This is a genomic window from Bradyrhizobium sp. Ken51 (assembly GCF_055807435.1).
On record NZ_JBVVPB010000001.1, the window covers coordinates 125,987 to 152,123 of the forward strand.

Genomic DNA, 26,137 nt, shown 5'->3' on the forward strand with positions numbered 1-26,137 from the left:
CTCATCGCTCCCGCGCCAGTCGGGGATCGAGCAGATCGCGCAGCCCGTCGCCGAGCAGATTGAGGCCGAGCACCGCGATTGCAATCGCAGCGCCCGGATAGACGGCGAGCATCGGCGACTGGAACAGCAGCGTCTGTGCGTCGTTCAGCATGCGGCCCCAGGACGGTTGCGGCGGCTGCGTGCCGAGCCCGAGATAGGACAAGGCGGCTTCGGCTAGAATCGCAAGCGCGAACTGGATGGTCGCCTGCACGATCAGGATCGAGAGGATGTTGGGCAGCACGTGCTCGATGGTGATGCGAAACTTGCCCTTCCCCGCCGCGCGCGCGGCCAGCACGAATTCACGCGCCCAGATCGCGTTGGCCGAGCCGCGCGTCAGCCGGATCAGCGTGGGAATCTGGAAGATGCCGATGGCGACGATCGAGGTCACCATGCCGGGCCCGACGACCGCAGCGAGCATGATGGCGGAGAGCACGGCCGGAAAGGCGAAGGTGAAATCGGAGAAGCGCATGATGATCTCTTCGGTCCAGCCGCGCTTGGCCGACGCGATCAGGCCGAGACAGACGCCGAAGGTGAGGCCGATGCTGACCGCGATGATGCCGACCATGATGGTGGAGCGGGCGCCGGCGAGCAGCAGCGAGACGATGTCGCGGCCGAAGACGTCGGTGCCGAGCCAGTGCGCGGCCGAGGGCGGCCGGAGCTTTGAGGCAATGTCGATCTCATAAGGCGACCAGGGCGTCCACAGCAGCGACAGCAGCGCCGAGGCGAGCACCAGCAGGCTCAGCGCGCCGCCGAGCACGAAGCTGCGATGACGCAGCGCGCGGCGCCAGAAGGTCCGGGCCGGCAGAGGGCGCGCTAAGGCCGGCGCATCGACGAGGGTGACGAGCGGATCACTCACAGATCGTGCACCTTGATGCGGGGATCGACGAAGGCATAGAGCACGTCGACCACGAAATTGACGATGACCACCATGGTCGCGAGCAGCATCACGCAGTTGCGCACCACGATGAGGTCGCGGTTGGCGATCGACTGGAAGATCAGGCGGCCGAGGCCCGGCAGATAGAACACGTTCTCGATCACGATGGTGCCGGCGAGCAGATTGGCGAATTGCAGCCCCATCACGGTCATCACGGGGATCATGGCGTTGCGCAGCACGTGGCTCCACAGCACCTCGCGCTTGCCGAGGCCTTTTGCGCGCGCCGTGCGGACGAAGTCTTCACGCAGCACTTCCAGCACCGCAGAACGCGTGACGCGCGCGAGGATCGCGGCCTGCACCACCGCGAGCGAGATCGCCGGCAGCAGCAGCGACTTGATGCCGGGCCAGATGCCGTCCTCCCAACCGGGAAAGCCGCCCGCGGACAGCCATTGCAGCCGCACCGAGAACAACAGCACCAGCAGGATCGCGAACCAGAAATTCGGCAGCGCGATGCCCACCTGCGTCAGCGACATCACCCCGACATCGCCGAGCTTGTTGTGGTTGGCGGCGGTGTAGATGCCGGCCGAGAGCGCCAGCGTCACCGTGATCAGCATGGACATCATCGCGAGCGGAATGGTCAGCACCAGCCGCTCCGCGATCAAGGCAGCAACCGGGGTGCCGTAGACATAGGAGTTGCCGAGATCGCCGACGAGCAGCCCCTTGATCCATCGCAAATAGCGAACCGCCAGCGGCTGATCGAGCCCGAGCTTGACGGTGAGCGCGCGGACCGCATCTGGCGAGGCATCGGCGCCCATCAGCATCTGCGCGGCGTTGCCCGGAAGAGCATCCAGCACCAGGAAAATGATCACGGAAGCGCCGACCAGCGTCGCCAGCAAGGTCAGCACACGTCGGAGGACAAATACACTCATGCGCTCACGAGCTCCGACGTCGTCCTGGCGAAGGCCAGGACCCATACCCCCAGGGAGCAGTTTGGCTAAGACTCGTCGTTCGGTACTGGCACTGCCCGTCACCGATCAATTCCGCGGTATGGGTCCTGGCTTTCGCCAGGACGACACCGAGGCGGATGCGGGCGTCATGCCGCACGGGGACAAATAGGCTCATGGGCGTTCGGATTCAGGGGGCATCCGCGGCACGATCAACATGTCCGAGGGCCGGAGGCAAGTGCTTTGCTGCATGCCCATCTGCTCAAGCCGGCCAGCGGGACAGGAGGTCATGCGAGGCCTCGAACAGCGCGCTTACGCGCAGCAAGTCCGCATCGGCGCGGAAGCGGCCCACGAGTTGCAATCCGATCGGCAGGCCATCGCGGCCGAAGCCGCAGGGCAGACTGATCGCGGGGTGTCCGGTCATGTTGAACGGCATGGTCCAGGGGAACCAGTGCGGCCGGACGCTGTCAAAGTGCTTGCCGTCGATCTCGATGGTGCCGAACAGGTCCTGATCGATGTGCAGCGCGGTGCGGGTGATGGTCGGCATCGCCAGCAGATGCCCGCGCGCAAGCAGGGATTGCACCCGGCGGAACAGCGCCGCGCGCGCGAACATCGCCTCTTGATAGGCGACGCCGCTGACGTCGGTGGCAAGCGCAAGCTGCTTGAGGAAGGCCTCGCTCAGCGCGTGCCCATACTCGGCTGCGAGTTTTGCAAAGCGCGTCCGCCAGACCGTGTGATTGATGGCGCGCCAGATCGGCTCGATGTCGAACCCCTCGCCCGAAAACTCCTCGAGCTCGGCACCCAGGCCCGCGAGCCGATCGAGGCTCGCCTTGAAGCCGGCCTCGACATCGGCAGAGACGGGGCGTCCGGGCGGCGAGAGGCAGTACAGGATTTTCTGCCCACGCAGATCGCCGCGCGGGGTGGCCGTGCCGACGAAGTCGGTCACGGGAATGCCGATCGACCAGGGATCGCAGGAATCCTCGCCGGCCATCGCCTGCATCATCAGTGCGGTGTCGGCGACGGTCCGAGTCATCGGCGTGACATAGGTCTGGTTGCCGAACGCGTCCAGCGCCTGGCTGTGTGGGATGACGCCGTTGCTCTGCTTCAGCCCGACCACGCCGTTGCAGGCGGCGGGAATCCGCGTCGAGCCGCCGCCATCGGTCGCGATCGCAAGTGGCGCGATGCCGCTCGCCACCGCCACCGCTGCGCCGCCGCTGGAGCCGCCGGAGGAGCGCTCGGCGCTCCACGCATTGAGGGTGCGGCCGAACAGCGGCGAATCGGTCAGGCACTTGCTGCCGAATTCGGGCGTCGTGGTCTTGCCGATCAGGATCGCGCCTTGCGCGCGGAGCCGCGCGACCGCGACGGCGTCCTCGGCCGGCACGTTGTCCTTGTAGGGAACGGCACCGAAGGTGGTCTTGACGCCCTTGGTGTTGACGATGTCCTTGACGGTGACGGGAATGCCGTGCAGCAGGCCGAGCGGCTCGCCGGCCATCACCTTGCGCTCGGCCTCGCGCGCAGCCGCAAGCGCCTCGTCGCCGCAGATCGTGATGAAGCAGTTCAGCTCGGGCTGGAGCGCCTCGGCACGGGCGAGCACCGCGCGGGTGAGCTCGACGGGCGATATCTGCTTTGTCGCGATGAGGCCGCGCAGCACGGTTGCGGATAGCTGGCAAGGATCGCCGTTCATCGTCACATCGCTCCGAAGCCGGCCGCCGGTGGCCGATAGCATTGACAGCCAGGATGACAGTTTTGTTAACTCGCCGCCAATACGATTTTGAACACCAACCCATACATTTTCGGTATGCCAATGGATCTTCGCCGGCTCCGCTATTTCGTCGCCGTCGCCGAGGCGCGCAGTGTCGGCAAGGCTGCCGAGCGGCTGCGGATGGCGCAGCCGCCGCTCTCGGTCCAGATCCGCAAGCTGGAGGCCGAGGTCGGTGCACCGCTGTTCCGCCGCGGCACGCGCGGCATGGATTTGACCGACGCGGGCCAGGCACTGCTGGCGCGCGCCGGCGAGGCGCTGGCGCTGGCGGCGGACGGCATCGAAGCCGCACGCGCGGTCGCGGCCGGCAGCCGTGGTCGGCTGTCCGTCGGTTACATGTTCGTGCTGGCGAACGCGATGCTGCCGCGCCTCATCCCCGAACTGCGGCGATCCATTCCCGGCGTCGATCTTGATTTCGCCGAGCTCAGTGCCTCGACGCGCGAGGCCCGGCTGCTCGATCGCAGCGTCACGGTCGCGTTGTGCATGCCGGTGATCCACCATCCCGAGATCCAGGTGACCCGGATCGGCGCGCAGCCGTTCATGCTGGCGGTGCCAAACCGTTCGCCGCTTGCGCGCCTGAGCGCGGTGCCAATGATACGACTCCAGGGCCGTCCGCTGATCGCGCTGCCGCCGCCGGAGCGGGACCCCTCCTCCTCCGCGGTCGCGGCCCTGCTGCGGCGGCACCAGATCGTAATGCCGATTGCGAGCCGGGTGGAGACGGTGCATTCGGCGATGAGCCTGGTTCTCGCCGGTGAAGGCCTCGCCATCCTGCCCGCCTGCGCGCAGCTCGGGGCGCCGCGCGGGGTCGTGTTCCGGCCGCTGCGGGACGCCACCGACTCCATCGATATCGCGGTCTGTTGGCGGCGGGACTCCCAGAGTCCGCTGATCCGCACCTTCCTGAAATGCGCCGAGAAGGCGGTCGCGCGGCTGTGAGGCGGCCTACGAGCTCCAACTGATCTCGTGACTCCAGGGCGGATCGGCGCCCGGACGGGTGCAGGTTAGCCCGGCGCAATTGGCGGCAAAGGACAGTGCACGGCGAAGCTCGTCCGCGCCGATATCCTTCAGTTGCTGTCGGGCGAGCCGTCCCTGCTTGTGCAGGGCGAACAACAACGCCGCCTGAAAACTGTCACCCGCGCCGATGGTGTCGGCGACCACGACCTTGGGGGCGGCGACCTCGATCTGCCCTGCCCCCGCATGCCACGCGATCGCACCGTTGTCACCACGGGTGATGACGACGAGGCTCGCGCCGCGTGCGAGCAGCGTGCTCGCACGCTGGTGATACGGCTCGTCGGCGAACAGATAGGTAAAATCGACGTCCGACATCTTGATGAGATCGGCGCTGGTCGCAAACTCGGCCATGCGCGCGAGATAAGCCGGCTTGTCCTTCACGAGGTTGGGCCGGCAGTTCGGATCAAAGGAGATTGTCGAGGACGCCCGTGCGTCCGCGATCAGGGCCTTGGTCTCGGTCGCGCCTTGGTCGTTAACGAGTGTGGTCGAGCCGACATGGAGGGCTTCAACCGTATAGAACGCAATGGAGCCGCGCCGGTAGGTCCAGTTCCGCGTGGCGGTCTCGGCATCGTAGAAAGCATAATGCGACTCGCCGGCGACGATGCGAACGAAGGCAAGCGTGGTCTGGTGATCGCTGTTTGTGGCGAGGGCGAGCTCGACATTGGATGCAGCGGCGTGGTCGGCGATCATGCGCCCGAACATGTCCGTCGAGATGCCGCCGACAAAGCCGGTCGGCGCGCCGAGCCGCGCCATGCCGATTGCGACGTTGAGGCAGGAGCCGCCGACCGCCGGCATCACCGCTTCGCGCCCGTCGGTGTTTCGCGTCGGGACGAAATCGATCAGCGCATCGCCGCAGGAAATCAACATCCGTTTCAACCCCCGGCCATTCCACGCATCGCGGCGCGGCTGCCGCGATCGACCTCGCGCAGCAACTTGTAGACCTCGCGCTTGCGGGCGTGAAAGGCGGCGATGTCGGGCGTGGTCGCCTCGCTCTTCCGTCCCAGCGCCGACATCTTTGCCATGGTCTCCCCGATCGAGCCATAGGCGCCGCCGGCAACCGCGCCGAGCATGGCAGCCCCGAGCAGCACCGGCTCCCTGGTCTGCGGCAGCGCCACGGTGAGGCCAGTCGTGTCGGCCATGATCTGCCGCACCAGCGGACTGCGGCTGGCGCCGCCGCCCATAATCATGATGCTGGAGTGGACGCCATGCGCGGCAAAAGCCTCGATCACCTCGGCAAGTCCATAGGCGAGCCCGCACAGACCGGCGACGAACAGCCGTTCCATCGAGGCGATGTCGGTGTCGAGATCGAGGCCCGCGATCACCGCGCGCGTGTCAGGATCGGCGTAGGGCGAGCGGTTGCCAATGAACTCGGGCAGCACATGGACGTCGCGGGCCAGCAGCGCGACACGGCTGGCGCCGCCTGTGCGTGCGATGATGCGGCGCTCGAGAAACTCGATAAGGTCGAGGCCCTCGCTGCGCGCCGCCGCGCTCGCCTCGGCGTGGCCGGGATGCGACTTGAGAAGATGGTCGATCGCAGCGCCCGCAGCCGACTGCCCGCCCTCGTTGAGCCAGAAATTCGGCACCATGCCGGAGTAATAAGGACCCCACACGCCCGGCACGAAGCACGGTTCTTTCGTCGTCGCCATGATGCAGGCCGACGTTCCCATGATGTAGGCGAGACGATCGCCAACATCGCTCATCCCGCCCGACCCGTCGCGCCCGCCGATCGCGCCGATGCCGCCGGCATGGGCATCGATCAGGGACGCTCCGACCGGCGTGCCCGGTGGCAAGCCAAGATCGGCAGCTGCCGTACCGGTTAGACCGGCGCCGAGCCGCGTGCCGGGCGCGACGATTTCGGTGCCGATGCGTGCGTATTTCTCGTTGACGAAGTCCGACAGGCCGATGCGCTTGAAGAATGGCGCGCTCCAGCCACCGCCGTCATGCGCGAGGTAGTTCCATTTGCAGGTGACGGTGCAGGTCGAGCGCTGCAACGAGCCGGTGGCGCGCCAGGTCAGGTAATCCGCCAGATCGAAGAAGTGCCCTGCAGCGTCGAAGCTCGCGCGCAGATGCCGCTTCAACCATAGCAGTTTCGGCATCTCCATCTCCGGCGAGATCGAGCCGCCGACATAACGCAGCACGGGGTCACCGGTCTCGTTGATCAGCCGCGCCTCGGCCGTGGCGCGGTGATCCATCCAGACGATGACGTTGCGCTGCCTGTCACCGGAAGCGCTGACGGTGAGCGGCTCGCCTTGCCGGTCGAGCACCACGAGAGAGCAAGTGGCGTCGAAACCGATACCGCCGACGCTATCGGGCGCGATTGCAGCTTCCGCCATCGCGGCCCGCACCGACGCCGTGCAAGCGTCCCAGATATCCTGGGACGACTGTTCGACGATGTCACCGGCCTCGTGCCATATCCTGATCGGATGCCGTGCGATCGCCAGCAAGGTGCCCGCCTCGTCGAACACCCCTGCTCGCGTGCTCGTGGTCCCTACATCGACGCCGATATACGCTCGCGGCATTGTCGCCCCCGGAAGCTCTCGTCAGTTTTGACGCAAGCCTACCAGCAAGTGTAGCCGCCATCCACCACCACGACACTGCCGGTCATCAGGCTCGCGGCCTCGGACGAGAGGAACAACACCACGGAGGCGATCTCCTCGACCTGCCCCATCCGCGCCATCGGGGTTCCACCGATCCAGGCGTCGTACATTCTCGGATTGCTCTTCACGAAGGCGTTGAGCGGCGTCTCGATATAGGTCGGCGCCACCGCGTTGACGCGGATGCCGCGCGCGCCCCATTCGGCGGCGAGCGATTTCGTGAGATGGTGCACGCCGGCCTTGGAGGCATTGTAGAAGCACTGCTCCTGCGGCTTGTTGACGATGAAGCCGGACATCGATCCGACATTGACGATGGCGCCGCTCTTCGCTTTCAGCATGTGCTTGCCGAATTCGCGGCAGCACCAGAAGGTGCCGTTGAGATTGACGTCGATGACGTTGAGCCAGTGCTCGTCGGTCACGGTCTCCGCCGGCGTCTCGCTGCGCGCAATGCCGGCGTTGTTGACGAGGATGTCGACCTTGCCGTGGCGCGCGACGAGGTCGTTCGCGACCTCCGCCACGCGCTTGGTGTCGGTGACGTCCATGATCGCCGTCTCGGCGTCGAAGCCCTTGCCCTTCAGGCTGGCTTTCGCACTGTCGGCGACCTTGCTGTCACGATCGCCGATGACGACCCTGGCGCCGGCTTCAGCAAGCGCTTCGGCGCAGGCGAGCCCGATGCCTTGCCCGCCGCCGGTGATGAACGCGGTCTTGCCGTTCAGTTTGAATTTTTCCAGGTACATGTTGCTGTTTCCGATTCTTGCCGTTTCTTGCCGTTTCTTGTCAGGCCCTGATGGCGTTGCCGCTTGCGTCGAAGCGATGGATGCGCGCGGGCTCCGGCACCAGCGACACATGGTCGCCGGCGTGCAGGCTCAATTCACCGATGTAGCGCGCCGTCAGCATGCCGAGCGGACCGGCATCGACATAGAGGAAGGTGTCGCTGCCGAGATGCTCGGCCACTGCGATCGTTCCCTGCCAACCGCCGGAGCCGTCGCGTTCGATCTTGAGATGCTCCGGCCGTACGCCGATCGTGGCCGCGCCCTTCTGCAAGGCGTGCTCACCGGTCACGAAGTTCATCTTGGGCGAACCGATGAAGCCGGCGACGAACAGGTTGGCCGGCTTCTCGTAGAGATCCAGCGGCGAGCCGTATTGCTCGATCTTGCCGCCGTTGAGCACGACGATCTTGTCGGCCATGGTCATGGCCTCGACCTGGTCGTGGGTGACATAGATCGCGGTGGTGCCGAGCTGCTTCTGGAGCCGCGTCACTTCGATCCGCATCTGCACACGCAGCGCCGCATCGAGGTTGGAGAGCGGCTCGTCGAACAAAAATGCCTTGGGCTCGCGGACGATGGCACGGCCGATCGCGACGCGCTGGCGCTGGCCGCCGGAGAGCTCGCGCGGCTTGCGATCGAGATAGGGCGTGAGGTTCAGCGTTGCGGCGGCGGCCTCGACCTTGCGGTTGATCTCGTCCTTGGCCAGCCCCGCCATCTTCAGGCCGAAGCCGATGTTGCCGCGCACGCTCATATGCGGATAGAGCGCGTAGGACTGGAACACCATCGAGAGCCCGCGCTTGGCCGGCGGCGTGTCGACCACGTTCTTGCCGTCGATCAGGATCTTGCCCCCGGAGACGTCCTCGAGCCCCGCGATCAGCCGCAAGAGCGTGGTCTTGCCGCAGCCCGATGGCCCCACGAACACCACGAACGACCCGTCGGAAATCTCCAGGTCCGCGCCCTTGATGATGTGCACGGGGCCGAAGGATTTCTGCACGTCCTGAAGTGTGATCTGTCCCATGATCCGGCAGCCCTTCCTACTTTACCGCGCCAAAGGTGAGCCCGCGCACGAGCTGCTTCTGGCTGAACCAACCAAGGACGAGAATGGGCGCGATCGCCAACGTGGAAGCCGCCGACAACTTTGCCCAGAACAGCCCTTCCGGGCTCGAATAGGACGCGATGAAGGTGGTGAGCGGCGCAGCGTTCGAGGTCGACAGATTGAGCGTCCAGAACGCCTCGTTCCAGGCCAGGATCAGGTTCAGCAGCATGGTCGATGCGAGCCCCGGGATCGCCATCGGCGTCAGCACATAGACCAGCTCGCGACCAATGGTGGCGCCGTCCATGCGCGCGGCTTCGAGGATGTCCCGCGGGATCTCCTTGAAATAGGTGAAGAGCATCCAGATCACGATCGGCAAGTTTCCCAGGCAAAGGATGAAGACGAGCCCGATGCGGGAATCGAGCAGGCCGAAGGACTTGTAGATCAGGTAGATCGGCACCAGCACGCCGACCGGTGGCATCATCTTGGTCGAGAGCATCCAGAGCAGGATGTCCTTGGTGCGTTTGGTCGGCGAGAACGCCATCGACCAGGCGGCGGGGATCGCGATCAGCAGCGCGATGAGCGTCGAACCGCCGGCGATGATGATCGAGTTCAGCGCGTGGTGGAAATAGTCGCTACGCTCCTGCACCGTTGCGTAGTTCTCGGTGGTCCAGTGGAAGAACAGGAAGGACGGAGGAATCGCGAAGGCCTCGAGTTCGGTCTTGAAGCTCGCCAATACCATCCAGAGGATCGGGAAGAAGATCAGGAAGCCGAAGATCCATGCCCCGATGGTCGAGACCACCACCCGCTGCCTCGTCGCCATACGCGCCATGTCTCATGCCTCCAGGTTGCGGCCGACGATACGGACGAGGAAAAACGCAACAATGTTGGCGATCACGACGGCGACGAGGCCGCCCGCCGAGGCGGTGCCGACGTCGTATTGGATCAGTGCCTGCGAATAGATCAGGAAGGCGATGTTGGTGGTCGACAGTCCCGGGCCGCCGCCCGTGGTAACGTAGATTTCGGCGAAGACGGTGAGCAGAAAGATCGTCTCGATCAGGATCACCACCGTGATGGGGCGCGCGAGGTGCGGGAGCGTAATGTAGATGAAGGTCGAGACCGCGCTGGCGCCGTCCATTTCGGCGGCTTCCTTCTGCTCCTCATCGAGCGACTGCATCGCAGTGAGCAAAATCAACGTCGCAAACGGCAGCCATTGCCAGGACACGATCAGGATCACGGCGAGCAGCGGCGCGTCGGTGAACCAGTCGATCGGCGTCAACCCGAACACCGACGCGATCCAGGCAAACAGCCCGGACACCGGATGCATCAACAGGTTCTTCCAGACCAGCGCGCTCACTGTCGGCATGACGAAGAACGGCGCGATCACCATCAGCCGCACGATGTTGAGGCCGATCACGGGCTGGTCGAGCAACAGCGCCAGCGGAATTCCGAGCAGGACGGTCAGCGCCAGCACCGAGCCGACCAGCACCAGCGTATTCTGGAGCGACGCGAGGAACGCGGGATCGGTGAGGAAGTAGCGGAAATTTTCCAGCCCAACGAACGCTTCCGAGCCGGGATCCAGCAGACTGTAATGCAGCGTCGAGAAATAGAGCGTCAGCGCGAGCGGGACGATCATCCAGATGAACAGCAGTCCGACGGCCGGCGTCAGGAGCGTCCGTGCGAGAAGCTGCGTCTGCCGGGTTGCCATTCTTGACTTGTCCGCTTGCGGGAAGAAGGCGGCCATCCATCTGGAGCGGTGGATGGCCGCAAGTCCGAACTCAGGAGGGGGAGCTCGCGTTCACTTGATGTAACCCGCGCGCTTCATCTCGCGCTCGGTTGAAGATTGCGCCGCGGTGAGCGCGGCATCGACCGTCATCGATCCCGCAAGCGCGGCCGAGAACTGCTGGCCCACCTGCGTGCCGATGCCCTGGAATTCGGGGATCGCCGCATATTGCACGCCGACGTAGGGCACCGGCTTCACCGTCGGCTTGTTCGGATCGGCGGCATCGATCGAGGCCAGCGTCAGCTTCGCAAACGGGGCGACCTTCAGATATTCAGGGTTCTGGTAGAGCGAGGTTCGGGTGCCCGGCGGCACGTTGGCCCAACCCTCCTTCGCGGCGACGGTCTTGGTGTAGTCCTTGCTCGTTGCCCATGCGATGAACTTCTCGGCCGCCTCCGTCTTCTTGGAGCCGGCGGGGATCGCGAGATTCCAGGCCCACAGCCAGTTGGCGTTTTTGCCGAGCCCGGTGTTGGGCGCCAGCGCGAAGCCGACCTTGTCGGCGACCTTGGAGTCCTTCGGATTGGTGACGAAGGACGCCGCGACGGTAGCATCGATCCACATCGCGCACTTGCCGGCATTGAACAGTGCGAGGTTTTCGTTGAAGCCGTTCGAGCTCGCACCGGGAGGTCCGGCCTGCTTCATCAGGTCGACATACGTCGTGAGCGTCGCCTTCCATTCCGGCGTGTTGAACTGCGGCTGCCACTTCTCGTCGAACCAGCGTGCGCCATAGGAGTTGGCCATGGCCGAGAGGAACGCCATGTTCTCGCCCCAGCCGGCCTTGCCGCGCAGGCAGATGCCGTAGACGCCGGCGCTCTTGTCGGTGAGCTTCTTGGCGGCGTCGACGACGAAATCCCAGGTCGGCTTTTCCGGCATCTTGAGGCCGGCCTTGTCGAACAGGTCGGTGCGGTACATCACCATGGAGCTCTCGCCGTAGAACGGCGCGGCGTAGAGCTTGCCGTCGACGGAGACCGCATCCTTGATCTTGGGCAGGAGGTCGGCGACGTCGTAGTCGGCGCCGAGATTGGCGAGCGGCACCAGCCAGCCCTTCTTGGCCCAGATCGGCACCTCGTAGGTGCCGATGGTGAGGACGTCAAACTGGCCGCCCTTGGTGGCGATGTCGGTGGTGACGCGCTGGCGCAGCACATTCTCCTCAAGCGTCACCCATTTGACCGATATATCGGGGTTCTTCTTTGTGAATTCGGCCGTCAGCCCCTGCATGCGGATCATGTCGCCGTTGTTCACGGTGGCGATCGTCAGGGTCGTTTCGGCCATCGCGGGGACGGCCAGCAACAGGCAAGACGCGCCGCAGACGGCGCCGAGGACGTGTTTCACGGTGACCTCCCTAGGATCGCGCTTTTGAGCATATGCCCACGCGTTGGGCGTATGTTCGACCGAGGGCGGGCCGTTGTCAAGCAGGCGCGCGGGCGTTTCGGCAACTTATGAGTGCTGCGATGCAGGGAGCTGGTGCGTCGCCCTCCCCGTCATGCCCCCGCGCAGGCGGGGCATCCAGTACTCCGTGCCGTCTGTTGGTTTGCCTCAAGCGGCGCCGCGGCGTACTGGATCATCCGCCTTCGTGGATGATGACAGCAGTGCGAGGGGCGAGATCGCCGCCCTACCGCTCCAGAATCGCCCTCGCGGTCGCCTCGTCCGTAATCAGCCCGTTGATCAACCGTCCATTCAACGCGGCCGCGATCGCCGGCACCTTGGCCGCACCGACCGCGGCGCCGATCGTGGTGGTCTTCGCCGGGACCTCCGGCGGGATGCTGGTCAGGCGCCTGTTGGTTCCGGCCTTCAGCAGCCGGCCCTTGGAATCATAGGCCCATCCGGTGATCTCGCCGATCGCCCCTTGCCGCATCATCTCGAACAATTCGTCGCGGGTGACGAAGCCGTCGACATGGACCTGCGCCTTCTGGTCCATCTGGCCGATGCCGACGAGACGTAAATCCGCCTTGGCCGCGACCGCCTTCACCTTCGCGATCGGCTCGATCCGGACCATCTTGTTGCGCTCGTCCTCGGACGACATCAGGAACGGCAGCGGCATCGGATAGTGCCGCGCGCCGGTGCGGTCGGCGAGCCGGCCGACGGTGTCGTAGAAGCTCGCGGAACCGTCGGCGGAGATATTGCCGACCAGCGACACGATCTGGTGGTTGGGCCGGTCGATCGGCGTGACGCGCTCGACCGCGGCGCGCACGGCGCGTCCCGTCCCCAGCGCGACAATGACGGGGGTCTCCGAACGCAGCGTGGAATCGAGCAGATTGGCGCAGCGTTCGGCTATGCCCGCTGTGGCCTGCGGCGCGGCGGAATCTGCCGGCACCACCTCGCAATGGGCAAGGTCGAAACGCTCCTTCAGACGCGCCGCCAATTCCATGCATGCGGCGATGGGATGTTCGAGCCGGAAGGTGATGAGCCGTTCCGCGAGACACAGCGACACCAGCCGCTGCGCCGAGGCGCGCGAGACCTGGAGCATCTTCGCTATCTCATCCTGGGTGTGACCGGCAATGAAATAGAGCCAGCCAGCACGCGCGGCGTCATCGAGCCTGGACTTTTCGTTTTCGGCGGCCATGGCAGGCGTCAGGCGTCCTTCCAGAAATCGATCATGCGCGCGAAGACCCGGTCGGCCCCTGCACCCGACAGTATAGCTTGCCCGTCGCGTCCGCGATAATGGCTGCCGCCGGCAAATCCCCAGACCGTCATGCCGGCCGCCTTGCCCGCCTGCACGCCGCTCGCACTGTCCTCGATCACCAGCGTGCGCGCGGGTTGCGCGCCCATCTGCTCGGCCGCATGGAGAAAGAGATCCGGCGCCGGCTTGCCGTGCCTGACCATCTGCGCGGTGTAGATCCGGTCCCCGAAATGTGGCGCGAGGCCGGTGACGTCAAGGGAGAGCGCGACACGGTCGATGTCGCTGGACGAAGCCACGCAAAACGGCACGCGTAATTCGGAGATCACATCGGCGACGCCGGAAATTGGCTGAAGCGTGCCTGCGAACGTGCTCAACACATGCGACTTCAAGCGCGGCAGAAAGCCGTCCGGCACGACCTGTCCGAGATCCCGATAATGCTGCTCGACCGCTTTGGTGCTGCGTCCGAGAAAGAGTTCGAGCGCCTGCTCCGGGCTCAGCGAGATGCCACATTCGGCCAGCGCGTCGGACAGGCACCGACAGCTCAACAGCTCACTGTCCACCAGCACGCCGTCGCAGTCGAAGATGATCAGATCGGGTTTCAGCCGGCCCTGGTCCATCCCGCCATTCGATCATATACCCACCCCATGGGCAATAGCTCACCCGAGAACGGGACGCCGCACCTTTTCCTGATTCAATGCGCCACCTGCCGGTAAATCGCCGGCAGCGCCGCAGGCAGTCGGCGGATATTGCCGACGATGGCGTAGCCGCCACGCCCGAACAGCGTCGGGAAATAGGATTGCGCGGTTGCGTCCACCGTCACGCCGAAGGCGGCAATGCCGAGCCGGCGCGCCTCCTGCACCGATTTGCGGGTGTCCTCGACCGCAAAGCGGCCTTCGTAATGATCGACATCGTTCGGCTTGCCGTCGGTGAGGACGAGAAGCAGCTTCTTGCGCTGCGGCTGACGGGCGAGTGCGGCCGAGGCGTGGCGCACCGCCGCGCCGATCCGCGTGTAATAGCCGGGCCTCAGCGCTCCGATACGACGCTCCACTGCCCCGCTCATCGGCTCGCCGAAGGCCTTGACGGTTTCGAGCCGCACCCAGGACCGCCGGCGCGAGGTGAAGGTCAGGATGCTGTGATGGTCGCCGCAGGCCGACAGGCCATGCGCGAGTACCAGCAGCGCCTCCTTCTCGACGTCGAGCACGCGATGGCCGTCGACCCAGGCGTCCGTCGAGAGCGAGACGTCGACAAGCAACGTGACGGCGAGATCGTGCCCCTGCGGGCGCATCGCGACATGGATGCGATCGAGACCGCCGCCGCTGCCGGCGCGAAGATCGCAGCGGGCGCGCACGAGCGCGTCGAGGTCGAGGTCGTGCCCGTCGGCCTGGGCGCGCATCAATTCGTGGCGCGGCCGCAAGATCTCGAAGCGCCGCCGCACCTGACGGATATGCCGGCGCATGGACTCGTCGGGCGACCAGGTCTCGCCGGTCTCGGATGCGGCGCCCGCGAGCACGCGGCAGTGATCGGGCAGGTAGGAGCTGCTGCGGTAGTCCCATTCGGGATAGGTGAGGTCTGCGTTCAGCGGCGACGCATCGAGGGCTTCCGGCGGCAGGTCGAGATCGAATTTGAGCCGGCTCGCCGGCTTGCCGCTGCGCCGGCTCAGCGTCATCTCCTCGAGATCGTCGGCGGCCTTCTGCGCATCCTCGTCCTCGCTGTCGTCAGCCGGACGGTCGACATTGACCATCTCGGCCATTGCGAGAATCTTTTCGAAGCGGTTGAGCACGAAGGGATCGCGGCGGTTGGCGTTGTCCTCGCGCTCGCGCACGGCAAAGCGCTTGCGACTGTCCTCGGCGGCGGCCCCCGCGCCCGGTGCGCACGCGTCGTCGCCCGCATGCACCGGCGAGAGTTCGCGCGTCCAGCAATCGCCCCAGAGCGGACACGGCAGGACCGAGCGATAGCCCGGCGGCGCCTTGTCCGGCAGCGGACCTGTCCCCATCATCGCCGGCCACAGCTGACCTGCGGGCGCCTTTCCGGTCCCGAGCAAGGCCAGCACGATCCGCTCGATCTCCTGCTCAAGACGCGGCAACGGACGTCGCGGCCGGGCTTCGGCAGTTGCGGCGGCGAGCCGCGCGTAATCAGCAGCGAGCCCGGGAAACTGCGTGAGCACGAAGACCGCCGTCTCGCTCGCCCGGCGCAAGACCAGAAGGTCCCGCCGCAGCGGATCATGCTCCGTGATCGTCTCGATCGGCGCGACCGCGAACCACGCCGCAAGCCAGCGATAGAGGCATGCGTTGAGATCGCGGTCGGAAAATATCGCAATGCGGTCGGGGAGGAAGATGGTCGTAGCGCCGCGGCCCGGCTGTTCGAGACGTTCGTCTCCAAGGCCGATGCGTTGCCGCCAGCCGAGCCGATGGCCCGCCCTGCGTGCGCCTGCGCTCGCGATCTGAACGCCCGTCTCACCGCCAAGCGCACGGAACATCACCGCGAGCCGGCCTCTCACCTCCGCAAGCGCGACCGCGTGATCATCGTGAACCGGATAGCTCGCGGTGCCGCCGACCATCCGGTGCCAGGCGCGGCCGACCGTCTCCTCCAGTTCGAGGAAGTCAAGCATGGGATCTGGCTCAGGCAATCACGGCGCGCGCGACGTCCAGCAGCGCCGCCTTGACCTCGGAATCGTCGGTCAGCGGCTCGATCATGCCGGCGAGCACCGCATCGGCGATCGAGACTCCCGCCGCAATCAAGGTCGCGCAATACACCACGAGCCGGGTCGAGACGCCCTCCTCCAGATCATGCCCCTTCAGCGCCCGCAGACGTCCGGCAAGCGCGACCAGCGGCCGTACGCGATCCGGCGGCAGCCCACTCTCGGCCGACACCACCGCAATCTCCTGCTCGGCCGGCAGGAAGCCGAACTCGATGGCGACGAAGCGCTGCCGCGTCGACGGCTTCAGCGCCTTGAGCAGGGTCTGGTAACCGGGATTGTAGGAGACAACGAGCATGAAGCTCGCGGGAGCAACGAGCTCCTCGCCGGTTCGCTCCAGCGGCAGGATACGGCGGTCGTCAGTGAGCGGATGCAGCACGACGGTGACGTCCTTGCGGGCTTCCACCACCTCGTCGAGATAGCAGATGCCGCCCTCGCGGACCGCGCGCGTCAACGGACCGTCGGTCCACACGGTGTCGCCGCCTCTCAGCAGATGGCGCCCCGTGAGATCGGCGGCGGTGAGATCGTCGTGGCAGGCGACGGTGTGGAGCGGCAAGCCCAGCCGTGCCGCCATATGCGCGACGAAACGCGTCTTGCCGCAACCGGTCGGTCCTTTCAGCAGGACCGGAAGCCGGTGCCGACAGGCATGCTCGAACAGCGCGCATTCGTTGCCGCTTGCGACATAGGCTGGTAGCGCGGGTGCCGGCGCGGCCAAGGCGTGAAGAGCTACTTTCATGATCTCTCTCCGAAAATGTCTGAAGCGGCGGCCGCGATGAAACGCGGCCGCCGTCACGCTTACTCGGCCGGCTGCAGCGCGGCGGGAATGGTCGCCTGCTTTTCGCGGCCGGGCACCAGCACCGCCCAGACGAACATCAGCGCCGAGATGGCGACGAACACGCCGGAGCCGAGCCGCACCCAGTAGAAGAAGGCGAGCTGGTCCTGCACGTCCATGTAGCTCTGGCCGAGCACGCGCTGGAGATGGACCTGGACCACGCCGGCAAAGGTTAGCGCGAACGTCATGGTCATCATGGCCGTGCACATGATCCAGAAGCTCGTCATACTGAGCCACTGGTTATAGGGCGCGCGTCCCTTGATCTGCGGGATGGCGTAAGCCATCACGGCAAGATTGAGCATCACATAGGCGCCGAAGAAGGCGAGATGGCCGTGCGCAGCGGTGACCTGGGTGCCGTGGGTGTAGTAGTTCACCGAGGAAAGCGTGTGCAGGAAACCCCAGACGCCGGCGCCCAGGAACGCCATCACCGAACAGCCGACCGACCACAGCAGCGCGGCGCGGTTCGGATGCTTGCGGCCGGCCTTCCAGGTCATCTGCACCGTGAAGATCACCATCGTGAAGAACGGCGCGACCTCGAGCGTCGAGAACAGCGAGCCGATCCACTGCCAGTAGCCGGGCGCGCCGATCCAGTAGAAATGATGGCCGGTGCCGAGAATTCCCGAGAATAGCGCAAGGCCGATGATGACGTAGAGCCACTTCTCGACCACCTCGCGATCGATCCCATTGAGCTTGATCATGAGATAGGCGAGCACGGAGGCCATAATCAGCTCCCAGACGCCCTCGACCCAGAGATGGACGACGTACCACCAGTACATCTTGTCGACGGCGAGGTTTGCCGGATTGTAGAAAGCGAACAGGAAGAAGATCGCAACGCCCCACAGGCCAAACAGCAGGATGTTGGTGACCGTGGTCTTGCGCCCTTTGAGCGCGGTCATGGTCACGTTGAACAGGAACATCAGGCAGACGACGACGATGCCGACCTTGATGATGAAGGGCTGCTCGAGGAACTCGCGACCCTCGTGGTAGTGGAAGAGATAGCCGACCACCGCTACGCCAGCTGCGCCGAAGAACATCCAGAACTGGATCTTTGCGAGCAGCGGGCTGTACAGCTCGGTCTCGGTTTCCTCAGGCAGCAGGAAGTAGGTCGCGCCCATGAAGCCGATCAACGACCACACGATCAGCGCATTGGTGTGGATCATCCTGACGATATTGAACGGCAGCAGCACCGACAGCGTGTTGGGCAGAACGTAGATTGTCCCGGCGAGGAGACCGAACAGGACCTGAGCCAGGAACAGGGTCAGCGCGCCGTAGAAATATAGCATCGCGACTTTCTGGGTTTGATATTTCATCTCGGATTCTCTCTGTCTGGAAAGAGGAAAGCGGCGGGCTCAGCCGGCCTTGTTTGGCGGCCAATCCTGGCGCTTGATCGTGCTCACCCATTGCAGGAAATCGGCGAGATCATTGAGCTCTTGGTCGGTGAGGTTGAACTGCGGCATCTGCCGCCGGCCCTCCGCGCCCGAGGGCTGCGACTGCATCCAGGCCTTCAGTGTCTCTCGCGCGCCGGCCGGATCATCCTTGCCGCCCCATCGATCCCAGACGTTGCCGACTTCGGGCGCGAAATAGGCGCCTTCGCCGAGCAACGTGTGGCAGTTGATGCAGGAGTTCTTCTCCCAGACATGCTTGCCGCGGGCGACCGACGACGTCAGCGTCGCCGCGTCCGTCGAGGTTGTGGCCATGTAGTAGTGGCTGTGCGCCGTCAGCCCGATGAAGATGGCGAAGAAAAAGGCCGAGCCGCCGTAGAAGATATTTCGAGCGGCCGACTTGGTCAGGCGTTCAGCCATTGCCAATCCTTTCAATTGAGTCCTGTCGCGTAAATCGGTGATGCGATTTATTGCCGATTGGCCCGGCCCGTTCTTTGTCAGGGCGCAAGGAACGAGTCAGATCAGGGCGATGACTGCGGATGTGAGCCAGGCAAACAGCACCACGACGAGGATCCAGGCGCTGACGAGGCCGCGCCAGAGCGCGGGCACTGCGCGAAGATCGAGGAAATCGAGCGCTATCCGGCGCCCCTTGACGGCGGCGAGGGCCAGCAGCAGGGCGTTGCCGAGCAGCGGCCGCGGCACCAGCGGCGGCACCAGGACGGTCGCGAGTGCGAGGCCGATCAGCGCGAGCCAGGTGAAGTCCAGGCGATCCGGCATCGTCACCGCACCAGATAAAGAATCGGGAACATGACGATCCAGACCAGATCGACCATGTGCCAGAAGGCCGTTCCCGTCTCGACACCGAACGCCTCGGCGCGGCGGCAGACCACGGCTAGGATGATGATACCAAGGCAGACATGCAGGAGATGGAAGCCGGTCAAGAGGAAGTAGAGTGTAAAGAACGGGCTGGTCTCAAGTCCAATGCCGCGTCCGATCTCTTCGGCATATTCGCCGAGCTTGATCGCCACGAACAGGCCGCCAAGCGCCATGGCTGTGAGGAGCCAGTATCGTGCCGCCCGCCTCTCGCTGGCCCGCGCGGCCTTCGTCGCCCGGGCCGCGGCCCAACCGCTCGTCACCAGCACGATAGTGTTCAGTCCTGCCAGACCCGGATCGAGCGCCGCCTGCCCCGCCGCAAACACGGCCGGGTGGATCGCGCGGGCGACCGTAAACGTACCGAGAAACAGACCGAAGGCGGCGAGCTCGCTGAAGATCAGCACCCAGATCATGGGATCGCCGGGAAGATCGTCCAGAATTCCCCAGCCGTTTCCCTGTGGTTCGCAATCGGCTGCCGACATCTGCTCTTCCGGATCAGGACACCGGCCAGACTTAGCTCAGCCGCGCCGATCCGAGTTTGTTGCCGGACAAACTTGGGGAATGCCGATCTATTTGTTTGCGCCGTCGCAACGTCCGATCGGCCGGGTCGCGGTACGAGCACTCCAAGGTTCCATGGAGCTGCGAGCGCTGACATGAGCGATGCACAAATCGGGCTGATGACCGCGACGCCCATCATCATTGTCTTCGCCGTCGCACTCCGGCGAATGGGCGTGCTATCGACCGTGGCAACCGTCTCGGCGGTGAGCCTCTCCGTCGCGATAGCGGCGGTGCTCTTCACGACGCAGTAACGGCTGCCGTAGCCGCATGGAGCGGAGCGGAATGCGGGTAAGTGGCCCCGGATTGCGCTTCGCTACGCAGCCTCATCTCCGCTGATTATACACGTCGATGCACACCGCCCCGAGCAGGACCAGGCCCTTGATGACCTGCTGATAGTCGATGCCGATGCCGAGGATGGACATGCCGTTGTTCATCACACCCATGATCATGGCGCCGACCACGGCGCCGCCGACGCGGCCGACACCGCCATAGGCTGAGGCGCCGCCGATGAAGCAGGCGGCGATGACGTCGAGCTCGAAGCCGAGACCCGCCTTCGGCGTTGCGGTGTTGAGGCGCGCAGCGAAGACGAGGCCGGCGAGCGCAGCGAGCACGCCCATATTCACGAAGGTGAGGAAGGTCAACCGTTCCGTCTTGATGCCCGACAGGCTTGCGGCTTTGGCGTTGCCGCCGACCGCATAGATTTGCCGGCCGATCACGGTGCGGCGGGTGACGAAGCCGTAGAGTGCGATCAACGCACCCATGATCACCAGCACGTTCGGCAGGCCGCGATGCGAGGCGATCAGATAGGTGAAATAGAGCACGGCGCAGGCGAGCAGGATGCACTTGCCGAGGAAGAACGCGTAGGGTTCGACCTCGATGCCGTGCAACTGCTCGCGCGACCTTCCCCTGGCGCTGGCGTATACGAGGCCAAGCGCGAGCACCGCACCGATCAGCATGGATGTCGGATGCAGGGTGCCGGCCTCCGGCAAGAGCTCGGGAATGAAGCCGGAGGACAGTTTCTGGAAGGTCACCGGGAACGGCCCGAGCGACTGGCCCTGCAATACCGCGAGTGCGAGGCCCTTGAACACCAGCATGCCGGCCAGCGTCACGATGAAGGACGGAATCTTGAAATAGGCCACCCAATAGCCCTGCGCGGCTCCGATCGCCGCGCCCAGCAGCAGACAGGCGATGAAGGCGAGCGTGTAGTCGACCTTGTATGTCACCATCAGCACGGCGGCCACCGCGCCGACGAAGCCCGCGACCGAGCCGACCGAGAGGTCGATATGGCCGGTGACGATGACAAGCAGCATGCCAAGCGCCATGATGACGATATAGCTGTTCTGGAGCACCAGATTGGTCAGGTTGAGCGGCTGCAGCAGTGTGCCACCGGTCATGACCTGGAAGAACAGCATGATCGCGATCAGCGACATTAGCATGCCGTAGTTGCGGAGATTGTTCTTGATGAAGCTGCCGTTCCGGCGCTCCTCGGGCAGCGAAACCGTCTTGTCGGTCATGGCTGCGATCCTCCCATCTCGGCACCCGCCAGGGCGCGGCTTCCATAATTTCTGTCGTTGCGCATGATGGCGCGCATGATCTTTTCCTGCGTCGCTTCGGTGCCGGGGAACTCGCCGACGAAGGCGCCGTCGTTCATGACACAGATGCGGTCGCAGATGCCGAGCAGCTCGGGCATCTCCGAGGAGATCACCACCACGCCGCGGCCGGCTTCCGCAAGCTCGTTGATGATACAGTAGATCTCGTATTTGGCACCGACGTCGATGCCCCGGGTCGGCTCGTCCAGGATCAAGACCTTGGGGTCGGTCATCAGCCATTTCGACAGCACGACCTTTTGCTGGTTGCCGCCGGAGAGCTGGCCGGTCTCCTGATAGACGTCGGAGCAGCGGATGCGCATCCGGTTGCGGTAGTCGCTGGCGACCTTCAGCTCGGCGATGTCGTCGATGACGCGGTTCGGCGCGACCTGGTCGAGGCTTGCGAGCGTGATGTTCTTGCGGACGTCGTCGGCGAGGATAAGTCCGAGCTGCTTGCGGTCCTCGGTGACATAGGCAAGGCCGGCGTCGATCGCGGCCGCGACGTTCGGCAGCACGACCTCATGGCCCTCGAGCCGGATACGGCCGCTGATCGTGGTGCCCCAGGAACGGCCGAACAGGCTCATGGCGAATTCGGTGCGGCCAGCGCCCATCAATCCGGCAATGCCGACGACCTCGCCGCGTTTCACGCTGAAATCAACGTTCTTGATCACCTGCCGCTCGGGATGGATGGGATGGTAGACCGACCAGTTCTCGACGGTGAGGACGGGCTCGCCGATCTTTGCGCTGCGCTCCGGAAAGCGATGGGCGAGATCGCGGTTGACCATGCTGCGGATGATGCGGTCTTCCTGGATCGGCTCGGCGTGGCAATCAATGCTGTCCACGGTGCGGCCGTCGCGCAGCACGGTGATGTGGTCGGCGACCTTGGCGACCTCGTTGAGCTTGTGCGAGATCAGGATCGAGCCGATGCCCTGCGCGCGGAAGGCCATGAGGCGCTCGAGCAGCGCGGCACTGTCGGCCTCGTTGAGGCTGGCGGTCGGCTCGTCCAGGATCAGCATCCGCACCCGCTTGGACAGCGCCTTGGCGATCTCGACCAGCTGTTGCTTGCCGACGCCGAGATCGGTGATCAGCGTATCCGGCGATTCCTTGAGGCCGACCTGCGCCAGGAGTTCCCGCGTGCGCCGATAAACCTCGTCGCGATCGATCACGCCGAGCCTGGACGGCGGATGCGACAGGAAGATGTTCTCGGCAATCGACATCAGCGGGATCAGCGCCAGCTCCTGATGGATGATGATGATACCGAGCGCCTCGGAATCGTTGATATCGCGGAAGCGGCGCTCCTCGCCATCGAAGATGATGGTGCCCTCATAGCTACCGGCGGGATAGACGCCGCTGAGCACCTTCATCAACGTGGACTTGCCGGCACCGTTCTCGCCGACGAGGGCGTGGATCTGCCCGGCTTCAACCGAGAAGTTGACGTCGCGCAGCGCCTGCACGCCGGAAAAGCTCTTGCTGACGTTGCGCATCTCCAGCATTGCGGTCATCGGATCATTCTCCCGGGTGCCTCCACAATCGTCATGGCCGGGCTTGTCCCGGCCATCCACGTGCAGCCGCTTGCGAAGAGGGACGTGGATGCCCGGGACAAGCCCGGGCATGACGAGTTCATAAACATGCGCTTCGCCCTAACCCTAAAGAACTCCCTCTCCGCAGGTTGGGAGAGGGAGTAGACCTCTTACTGGAACTGCGACTTCTTGTAGTAGCCGCTCTCGACCAGGACCTTCTCCCAATTGTCCTTGTAGACCACGACCGGCTTGAGCAGATAGGACGGCACGGTCTTGGCGCCGTTCTCGTAGGTCTTGGTGTCGTTGACGGTGACCTGCTTGCCGGCAAGCGCAGCGTCGACCATGTCGGCGGTCACCTTGGCGAGATCGCGGGTGTCCTTGAAGATGGTCGAATACTGATCGCCGCGCAGCATCGCCTTGATCGAGGGCACCTCGGCATCCTGGCCCGAGATGACAGGCATCGGCTGGCCGGCGCTGCCATAACCGACGCCTTTCAGCGAGGAGATGATGCCGATCGACAGGCCGTCATAGGGCGACAGGACTGCGTTGACCTTCTTGTTGCCGTAGTAGGCGCTGAGCAGATTGTCCATGCGGGCCTGCGCGGTGGCGCCGTCCCAGCGCAAGGTCGCGACCTTGTCCATGCCCATCTGGCCGGAGACGACGACGAGCTTGCCGCTGTCGATGTACGGCTTCAGCACGCTCATCGCGCCGTTGTAGAAGAAGTAGGCATTGTTGTCGTCGGGCGAGCCGCCGAACAGCTCGATGTTGAACGGACCCTTGCCATCCTTGAGGCCGAGGCCCTGCACGATCGACTCGGCCTGGAGCACGCCGACCTGGAAATTGTCGAAGGTCGCGTAATAGTCCACGTTGGGCGTGCCGCGGATCAGGCGGTCATAGGCGATCACGGTGATGCCCTTTGCTTTCGCCTGCTTGAGCACGTCGGAGAGCGTGGTGCCGTCGATCGCGGCGATCACCAGCGCTTTCGCGCCCTTGGTCACCATGTTCTCGACCTGCGAGAGCTGGTTCGGAATGTCGTCCTCGGCATATTGCAGGTCGGTATTGTAGCCGCGCTCCTTCAGCACCTTAACCATGTTGTTGCCGTCGTCGATCCAGCGCGCCGACGATTTGGTCGGCATGGCGATGCCGACTGTTGCTTTATCCTGGGCTGAGGCGGTGACGCCCGCGGCCATCGTCGCAGCGCCGGCCAGCGCCAGCGCGAGGAATGTCGTCTTCAGTTTCAACATGTTTCGCTCCCTTGGATGTCAGACTGTTTTTTCGTGTCGTCGAGAAATTTGGGGGTGTGTGGCTTCGAGCCTCCTATGCGAGCTTGACGTCAGGCTCCGCGCGACCGCGCGCGGAGGCCTCCAACAGGAAGGTGTGGCCTGCTTGCGGATCGGCGGCACGTGCCGCCGCATCCATGTCCTGCCAGGCCGAGGTGACGAGAAGACGCGACAGATCGGGGCCGACAAAAGCGGGGCAGCTCGCCTGCTTTGCCGGCACGCTCATCGAGCGCAGGCGCTCGCCTTGCGGAGAGTAGACGTCGATACGGCTCGCGCCCCAGCAGGCGTTCCAGATGTTTCCGTCGGCGTCGCACACCGAACCATCGAGGCCGCCGCTACCGGTGTGGCGCAGCAGCACTTCCGGCTCGCCGCGCGGCAGGCCGGTCGTGGGATTGAGCGGCACCGCGTAGAGCACCGCGCGCGCGGTGTCGGCGAAGTAGCCGGTGCCGCCATCGGGCGAGAAACAGATCGAATTGGGAATGCTGATGCGCGGAAACAGCATCGATATCTCGCCGCGATGGAACGCGTAGATCGCGCCTGCCCCTGCTTCGGCCTTCCGGCCCATGGTGCCGATCCAGAACGTGCCGGAGGGATGCACGCGGGCATCGTTGGAGCGGGTCGCGTAATTGTCGGCTTCGAGCGGACAGAACAGCGTCATCGCGCCGTCGGCGATTTTGCGGATATAGAGGCCGTCTTCCGCGACGATCAACTGCCGCTCGGCGTCGATCCGCCCAAGTGCGCTCGCCATCCGGCCGAGCGCATGAACGCGGATGCTGCCGCTGCCGAGCTGCGCCTCGAACAGTCGCCCCTCGCGGATATCGAACCACCAGGCGGTATCCGTGCTCACGTCATAAGTCGGCCCCTCGCCGAGATGGCAAGAATCGTCCGAAAGAACCGAGGTCGGCACCTGTTCCATCATCACCTCCTCACCGCAAAGCGATAGACCGTGTGATGGCGGTAGACCTCGCCGGGCGCTAGGCGCGGGCTCGGGAAATCCGGCCGGTTCGGTGCATCCGGCCAGATATGCGGCTCCAGGCACATGGCGTCCGACTGCCGGTAGAGCTTGCCGCCCTTGCCCGAAATCGTGCCGTCGAGATAATTACCCGAATAGACCTGCAGACCGGGCTGATCGGTGAACAGCTCCATGATGCGCCCCGAGCGCGGCGCCTCCAGCCGCGCCGCGAGCGCAAGCTTGCCGTCACGCGCGAGACAATAGGTGTGATCGTAGCCCCTGCCGTTGCGCAATTGCCGGTCGCTCTCTCGGATGCGCTCGCCGATCGCCCGCGGCTCGCGGAAGTCGAACGGCGTGCCGGCAACGCTGCGCGGCGGCTCGGGCAACGGAATGGCCGTGGGATCGATCGCGAGGAAATGTCCGGCGGCGACCGTCAGCTTGTGATCGAGAATGGGGGTCCCTGATGTCGCGCCTTCCAGATTGAAGAAGCTGTGGTTGGTCAGGTTGACGATGGTCGGCCGGTCGGTCCGTGCCTCCATGGTCAGGGATAGCTCGGCCGGGCCGGTAACGCGATAAGTCAGGCGCACATCGAGCCGGCCGGGATAGTTCTCCTCGCCATGCGGGCTCGTGTAGGTCAGCGTAACCGCGGGCTCGGCGCCATCGTCGATCTCCGCAATGTCCCAGAGCTTGCGGTCGAATCCGTCGAGGCCGCCATGCAGCGCATTCGGACCGTTGTTGACGGGAAGCTGCACTGTCTCGCCATCGAGCGAAAATTGTCCGTTGGCGATGCGATTGGCGTAGCGGCCGACGGTGGCACCGAAGAACTTTCGCTCGGCGAGATAGCCGGCGAATGTGTCATGGCCGAGCACGATGTCGTCGTAGCTCCCCTTGGCATCCGGCGCGATCAGCGCCTGGATCACCGCGCCATGGGTGATGATGCGCGCCTCGAACCCGCCCTCTCCGCGCAGCACTATGCGCTCCACCTTGCGGCCGTCCGGCAGCGTTCCGAAGATGTCTTTTTCTGTTTTCGTTCCAGCCATG

At 64.8% G+C, this 26,137-nt stretch carries 25 protein-coding genes; 2 read left to right on the forward strand and 23 right to left on the reverse strand.

Annotated features, from left to right (window positions below):
* Position 1: 1 nt before the first annotated feature.
* The 3 genes from AC0L27_RS00510 to AC0L27_RS00520 form a co-directional block, all read right to left on the reverse strand.
* A complete protein-coding gene (locus AC0L27_RS00510; RefSeq protein ID WP_354206602.1) occupies positions 2-895 on the reverse strand; it encodes an ABC transporter permease in 894 nt (297 codons plus the stop codon).
* Positions 892-1,842: an ABC transporter permease gene (locus AC0L27_RS00515; RefSeq protein WP_354206604.1), complete on the reverse strand. Its 951-nt coding sequence runs from the start codon at positions 1,840-1,842 to the stop codon at positions 892-894. Before AC0L27_RS00515 ends, AC0L27_RS00510 begins: the two co-directional genes overlap by 4 nt.
* A 277-nt stretch (positions 1,843-2,119) precedes the next feature.
* On the reverse strand, positions 2,120-3,541 hold the full coding sequence (locus AC0L27_RS00520; RefSeq protein ID WP_354206606.1) for an amidase: 1,422 nt from the start codon (positions 3,539-3,541) through the stop codon (positions 2,120-2,122).
* Positions 3,542-3,661: 120 nt separating this feature from the next.
* On the opposite strand from AC0L27_RS00520, the gene AC0L27_RS00525 reads away from it, so the two are divergent.
* Positions 3,662-4,549 (forward strand): LysR family transcriptional regulator, encoded by an 888-nt coding sequence (locus tag AC0L27_RS00525; protein ID WP_354206608.1) that lies wholly within the window; start codon positions 3,662-3,664, stop codon positions 4,547-4,549.
* 6 nt (positions 4,550-4,555) lie between these two features.
* On the opposite strand, the gene AC0L27_RS00530 is transcribed toward AC0L27_RS00525, so the two are convergent.
* The 15 genes from AC0L27_RS00530 to AC0L27_RS00600 form a co-directional block, all read right to left on the reverse strand.
* The gene (locus AC0L27_RS00530) at positions 4,556-5,491 is read right to left on the reverse strand and encodes a carbohydrate kinase family protein (RefSeq protein ID WP_354206610.1); all 936 of its coding nucleotides are present in this window, start codon (positions 5,489-5,491) and stop codon (positions 4,556-4,558) included.
* A gap of 5 nt (positions 5,492-5,496) precedes the next feature.
* Positions 5,497-7,143 carry an FGGY-family carbohydrate kinase gene (locus tag AC0L27_RS00535; RefSeq protein ID WP_354206612.1) on the reverse strand — a complete coding sequence of 549 codons (1,647 nt, stop codon included), beginning with the start codon at positions 7,141-7,143 and terminating at the stop codon, positions 5,497-5,499.
* A gap of 38 nt (positions 7,144-7,181) precedes the next feature.
* Positions 7,182-7,955, reverse strand: coding sequence for an SDR family NAD(P)-dependent oxidoreductase (locus tag AC0L27_RS00540; RefSeq protein ID WP_354206614.1), 774 nt, complete (start codon positions 7,953-7,955; stop codon positions 7,182-7,184).
* Between the two features lie 40 nt (positions 7,956-7,995).
* Positions 7,996-9,003 (reverse strand): ABC transporter ATP-binding protein, encoded by a 1,008-nt coding sequence (locus AC0L27_RS00545; RefSeq protein ID WP_354206616.1) that lies wholly within the window; start codon positions 9,001-9,003, stop codon positions 7,996-7,998.
* A 16-nt stretch (positions 9,004-9,019) separates the two neighbouring features.
* Entirely contained in the window at positions 9,020-9,850 is an 831-nt protein-coding gene (locus tag AC0L27_RS00550) for a carbohydrate ABC transporter permease (protein WP_354206618.1), read from the reverse strand.
* A 3-nt stretch (positions 9,851-9,853) separates the two neighbouring features.
* The gene (locus AC0L27_RS00555) at positions 9,854-10,726 is read right to left on the reverse strand and encodes a carbohydrate ABC transporter permease (protein WP_354056006.1); all 873 of its coding nucleotides are present in this window, start codon (positions 10,724-10,726) and stop codon (positions 9,854-9,856) included.
* A 90-nt stretch (positions 10,727-10,816) separates the two neighbouring features.
* The gene (locus AC0L27_RS00560; RefSeq protein ID WP_275167642.1) at positions 10,817-12,130 is read right to left on the reverse strand and encodes an ABC transporter substrate-binding protein; all 1,314 of its coding nucleotides are present in this window, start codon (positions 12,128-12,130) and stop codon (positions 10,817-10,819) included.
* A gap of 280 nt (positions 12,131-12,410) precedes the next feature.
* On the reverse strand, positions 12,411-13,361 hold the full coding sequence (locus tag AC0L27_RS00565; protein ID WP_007608456.1) for a sugar-binding transcriptional regulator: 951 nt from the start codon (positions 13,359-13,361) through the stop codon (positions 12,411-12,413).
* Between the two features lie 8 nt (positions 13,362-13,369).
* A complete protein-coding gene (locus AC0L27_RS00570; protein WP_354206621.1) occupies positions 13,370-14,035 on the reverse strand; it encodes an HAD family hydrolase in 666 nt (221 codons plus the stop codon).
* Between the two features lie 74 nt (positions 14,036-14,109).
* Positions 14,110-16,026 (reverse strand): nitric oxide reductase activation protein NorD, encoded by a 1,917-nt coding sequence (locus tag AC0L27_RS00575; RefSeq protein WP_354206623.1) that lies wholly within the window; start codon positions 16,024-16,026, stop codon positions 14,110-14,112.
* 10 nt (positions 16,027-16,036) lie between these two features.
* The gene (locus tag AC0L27_RS00580) at positions 16,037-16,849 is read right to left on the reverse strand and encodes a CbbQ/NirQ/NorQ/GpvN family protein (RefSeq protein ID WP_354206625.1); all 813 of its coding nucleotides are present in this window, start codon (positions 16,847-16,849) and stop codon (positions 16,037-16,039) included.
* A gap of 59 nt (positions 16,850-16,908) precedes the next feature.
* A complete protein-coding gene (locus AC0L27_RS00585) occupies positions 16,909-18,255 on the reverse strand; it encodes a cbb3-type cytochrome c oxidase subunit I (RefSeq protein WP_473317827.1) in 1,347 nt (448 codons plus the stop codon).
* Positions 18,256-18,294: 39 nt separating this feature from the next.
* Positions 18,295-18,747 (reverse strand): c-type cytochrome, encoded by a 453-nt coding sequence (locus AC0L27_RS00590; protein WP_473317828.1) that lies wholly within the window; start codon positions 18,745-18,747, stop codon positions 18,295-18,297.
* A gap of 96 nt (positions 18,748-18,843) precedes the next feature.
* Complete coding sequence (locus tag AC0L27_RS00595) at positions 18,844-19,104, reverse strand: cytochrome C oxidase subunit IV family protein (RefSeq protein WP_354056019.1); 261 nt, start codon at positions 19,102-19,104, stop codon at positions 18,844-18,846.
* A gap of 2 nt (positions 19,105-19,106) precedes the next feature.
* Positions 19,107-19,682, reverse strand: coding sequence for a cytochrome c oxidase subunit 3 family protein (locus tag AC0L27_RS00600; RefSeq protein WP_354206633.1), 576 nt, complete (start codon positions 19,680-19,682; stop codon positions 19,107-19,109).
* Between the two features lie 171 nt (positions 19,683-19,853).
* On the opposite strand from AC0L27_RS00600, the gene AC0L27_RS00605 reads away from it, so the two are divergent.
* Positions 19,854-20,009: a hypothetical protein gene (locus AC0L27_RS00605; protein ID WP_275167650.1), complete on the forward strand. Its 156-nt coding sequence runs from the start codon at positions 19,854-19,856 to the stop codon at positions 20,007-20,009.
* Positions 20,010-20,081: 72 nt separating this feature from the next.
* On the opposite strand, the gene mmsB is transcribed toward AC0L27_RS00605, so the two are convergent.
* From mmsB to AC0L27_RS00630, 5 genes are all read right to left on the reverse strand, one after another.
* A complete protein-coding gene (gene mmsB, locus AC0L27_RS00610) occupies positions 20,082-21,272 on the reverse strand; it encodes a multiple monosaccharide ABC transporter permease (protein ID WP_354206636.1) in 1,191 nt (396 codons plus the stop codon).
* Positions 21,269-22,846 carry a multiple monosaccharide ABC transporter ATP-binding protein gene (gene mmsA, locus AC0L27_RS00615; RefSeq protein WP_275167652.1) on the reverse strand — a complete coding sequence of 526 codons (1,578 nt, stop codon included), beginning with the start codon at positions 22,844-22,846 and terminating at the stop codon, positions 21,269-21,271. Before mmsA ends, mmsB begins: the two co-directional genes overlap by 4 nt.
* 188 nt (positions 22,847-23,034) lie before the next feature.
* Complete coding sequence (gene chvE / locus AC0L27_RS00620; protein WP_275167653.1) at positions 23,035-24,108, reverse strand: multiple monosaccharide ABC transporter substrate-binding protein; 1,074 nt, start codon at positions 24,106-24,108, stop codon at positions 23,035-23,037.
* Positions 24,109-24,181: 73 nt separating this feature from the next.
* Positions 24,182-25,060, reverse strand: a complete 879-nt coding sequence (locus AC0L27_RS00625) for an SMP-30/gluconolactonase/LRE family protein (RefSeq protein ID WP_354206640.1) — start codon at positions 25,058-25,060, stop codon at positions 24,182-24,184.
* 2 nt (positions 25,061-25,062) lie between these two features.
* On the reverse strand, positions 25,063-26,136 hold the full coding sequence (locus AC0L27_RS00630; protein ID WP_354206642.1) for an aldose epimerase family protein: 1,074 nt from the start codon (positions 26,134-26,136) through the stop codon (positions 25,063-25,065).
* Between the last annotated feature and the right edge of the window lies 1 nt (position 26,137).

Bases quoted from the DNA above. Each gene is read 5' to 3' on its own strand.
- AC0L27_RS00575 (WP_354206623.1), bottom strand. From the start codon at position 16,026: ATGCTTGACTTCCTCGAACTGGAGGAGACGGTCGGCCGCGCCTGGCAC.
- AC0L27_RS00590 (WP_473317828.1), bottom strand. From the start codon at position 18,747: ATGGCTGAACGCCTGACCAAGTCGGCCGCTCGAAATATCTTCTACGGC.
- AC0L27_RS00530 (WP_354206610.1), bottom strand. From the start codon at position 5,491: ATGTTGATTTCCTGCGGCGATGCGCTGATCGATTTCGTCCCGACGCGA.
- AC0L27_RS00570 (WP_354206621.1), bottom strand. From the start codon at position 14,035: ATGGACCAGGGCCGGCTGAAACCCGATCTGATCATCTTCGACTGCGAC.
- AC0L27_RS00565 (WP_007608456.1), bottom strand. From the start codon at position 13,361: ATGGCCGCCGAAAACGAAAAGTCCAGGCTCGATGACGCCGCGCGTGCT.
- AC0L27_RS00515 (WP_354206604.1), bottom strand. From the start codon at position 1,842: ATGAGTGTATTTGTCCTCCGACGTGTGCTGACCTTGCTGGCGACGCTG.
- AC0L27_RS00605 (WP_275167650.1), top strand. From the start codon at position 19,854: ATGAGCGATGCACAAATCGGGCTGATGACCGCGACGCCCATCATCATT.
- AC0L27_RS00580 (WP_354206625.1), bottom strand. From the start codon at position 16,849: ATGAAAGTAGCTCTTCACGCCTTGGCCGCGCCGGCACCCGCGCTACCA.
- chvE (WP_275167653.1), bottom strand. From the start codon at position 24,108: ATGTTGAAACTGAAGACGACATTCCTCGCGCTGGCGCTGGCCGGCGCT.
- AC0L27_RS00600 (WP_354206633.1), bottom strand. From the start codon at position 19,682: ATGTCGGCAGCCGATTGCGAACCACAGGGAAACGGCTGGGGAATTCTG.
- AC0L27_RS00525 (WP_354206608.1), top strand. From the start codon at position 3,662: ATGGATCTTCGCCGGCTCCGCTATTTCGTCGCCGTCGCCGAGGCGCGC.
- AC0L27_RS00545 (WP_354206616.1), bottom strand. From the start codon at position 9,003: ATGGGACAGATCACACTTCAGGACGTGCAGAAATCCTTCGGCCCCGTG.
- AC0L27_RS00625 (WP_354206640.1), bottom strand. From the start codon at position 25,060: ATGGAACAGGTGCCGACCTCGGTTCTTTCGGACGATTCTTGCCATCTC.
- mmsB (WP_354206636.1), bottom strand. From the start codon at position 21,272: ATGACCGACAAGACGGTTTCGCTGCCCGAGGAGCGCCGGAACGGCAGC.
- AC0L27_RS00520 (WP_354206606.1), bottom strand. From the start codon at position 3,541: ATGAACGGCGATCCTTGCCAGCTATCCGCAACCGTGCTGCGCGGCCTC.
- AC0L27_RS00535 (WP_354206612.1), bottom strand. From the start codon at position 7,143: ATGCCGCGAGCGTATATCGGCGTCGATGTAGGGACCACGAGCACGCGA.
- AC0L27_RS00550 (WP_354206618.1), bottom strand. From the start codon at position 9,850: ATGGCGCGTATGGCGACGAGGCAGCGGGTGGTGGTCTCGACCATCGGG.
- AC0L27_RS00585 (WP_473317827.1), bottom strand. From the start codon at position 18,255: ATGAAATATCAAACCCAGAAAGTCGCGATGCTATATTTCTACGGCGCG.
- AC0L27_RS00595 (WP_354056019.1), bottom strand. From the start codon at position 19,104: ATGCCGGATCGCCTGGACTTCACCTGGCTCGCGCTGATCGGCCTCGCA.
- AC0L27_RS00540 (WP_354206614.1), bottom strand. From the start codon at position 7,955: ATGTACCTGGAAAAATTCAAACTGAACGGCAAGACCGCGTTCATCACC.
- AC0L27_RS00630 (WP_354206642.1), bottom strand. From the start codon at position 26,136: ATGGCTGGAACGAAAACAGAAAAAGACATCTTCGGAACGCTGCCGGAC.
- AC0L27_RS00555 (WP_354056006.1), bottom strand. From the start codon at position 10,726: ATGGCAACCCGGCAGACGCAGCTTCTCGCACGGACGCTCCTGACGCCG.
- mmsA (WP_275167652.1), bottom strand. From the start codon at position 22,846: ATGACCGCAATGCTGGAGATGCGCAACGTCAGCAAGAGCTTTTCCGGC.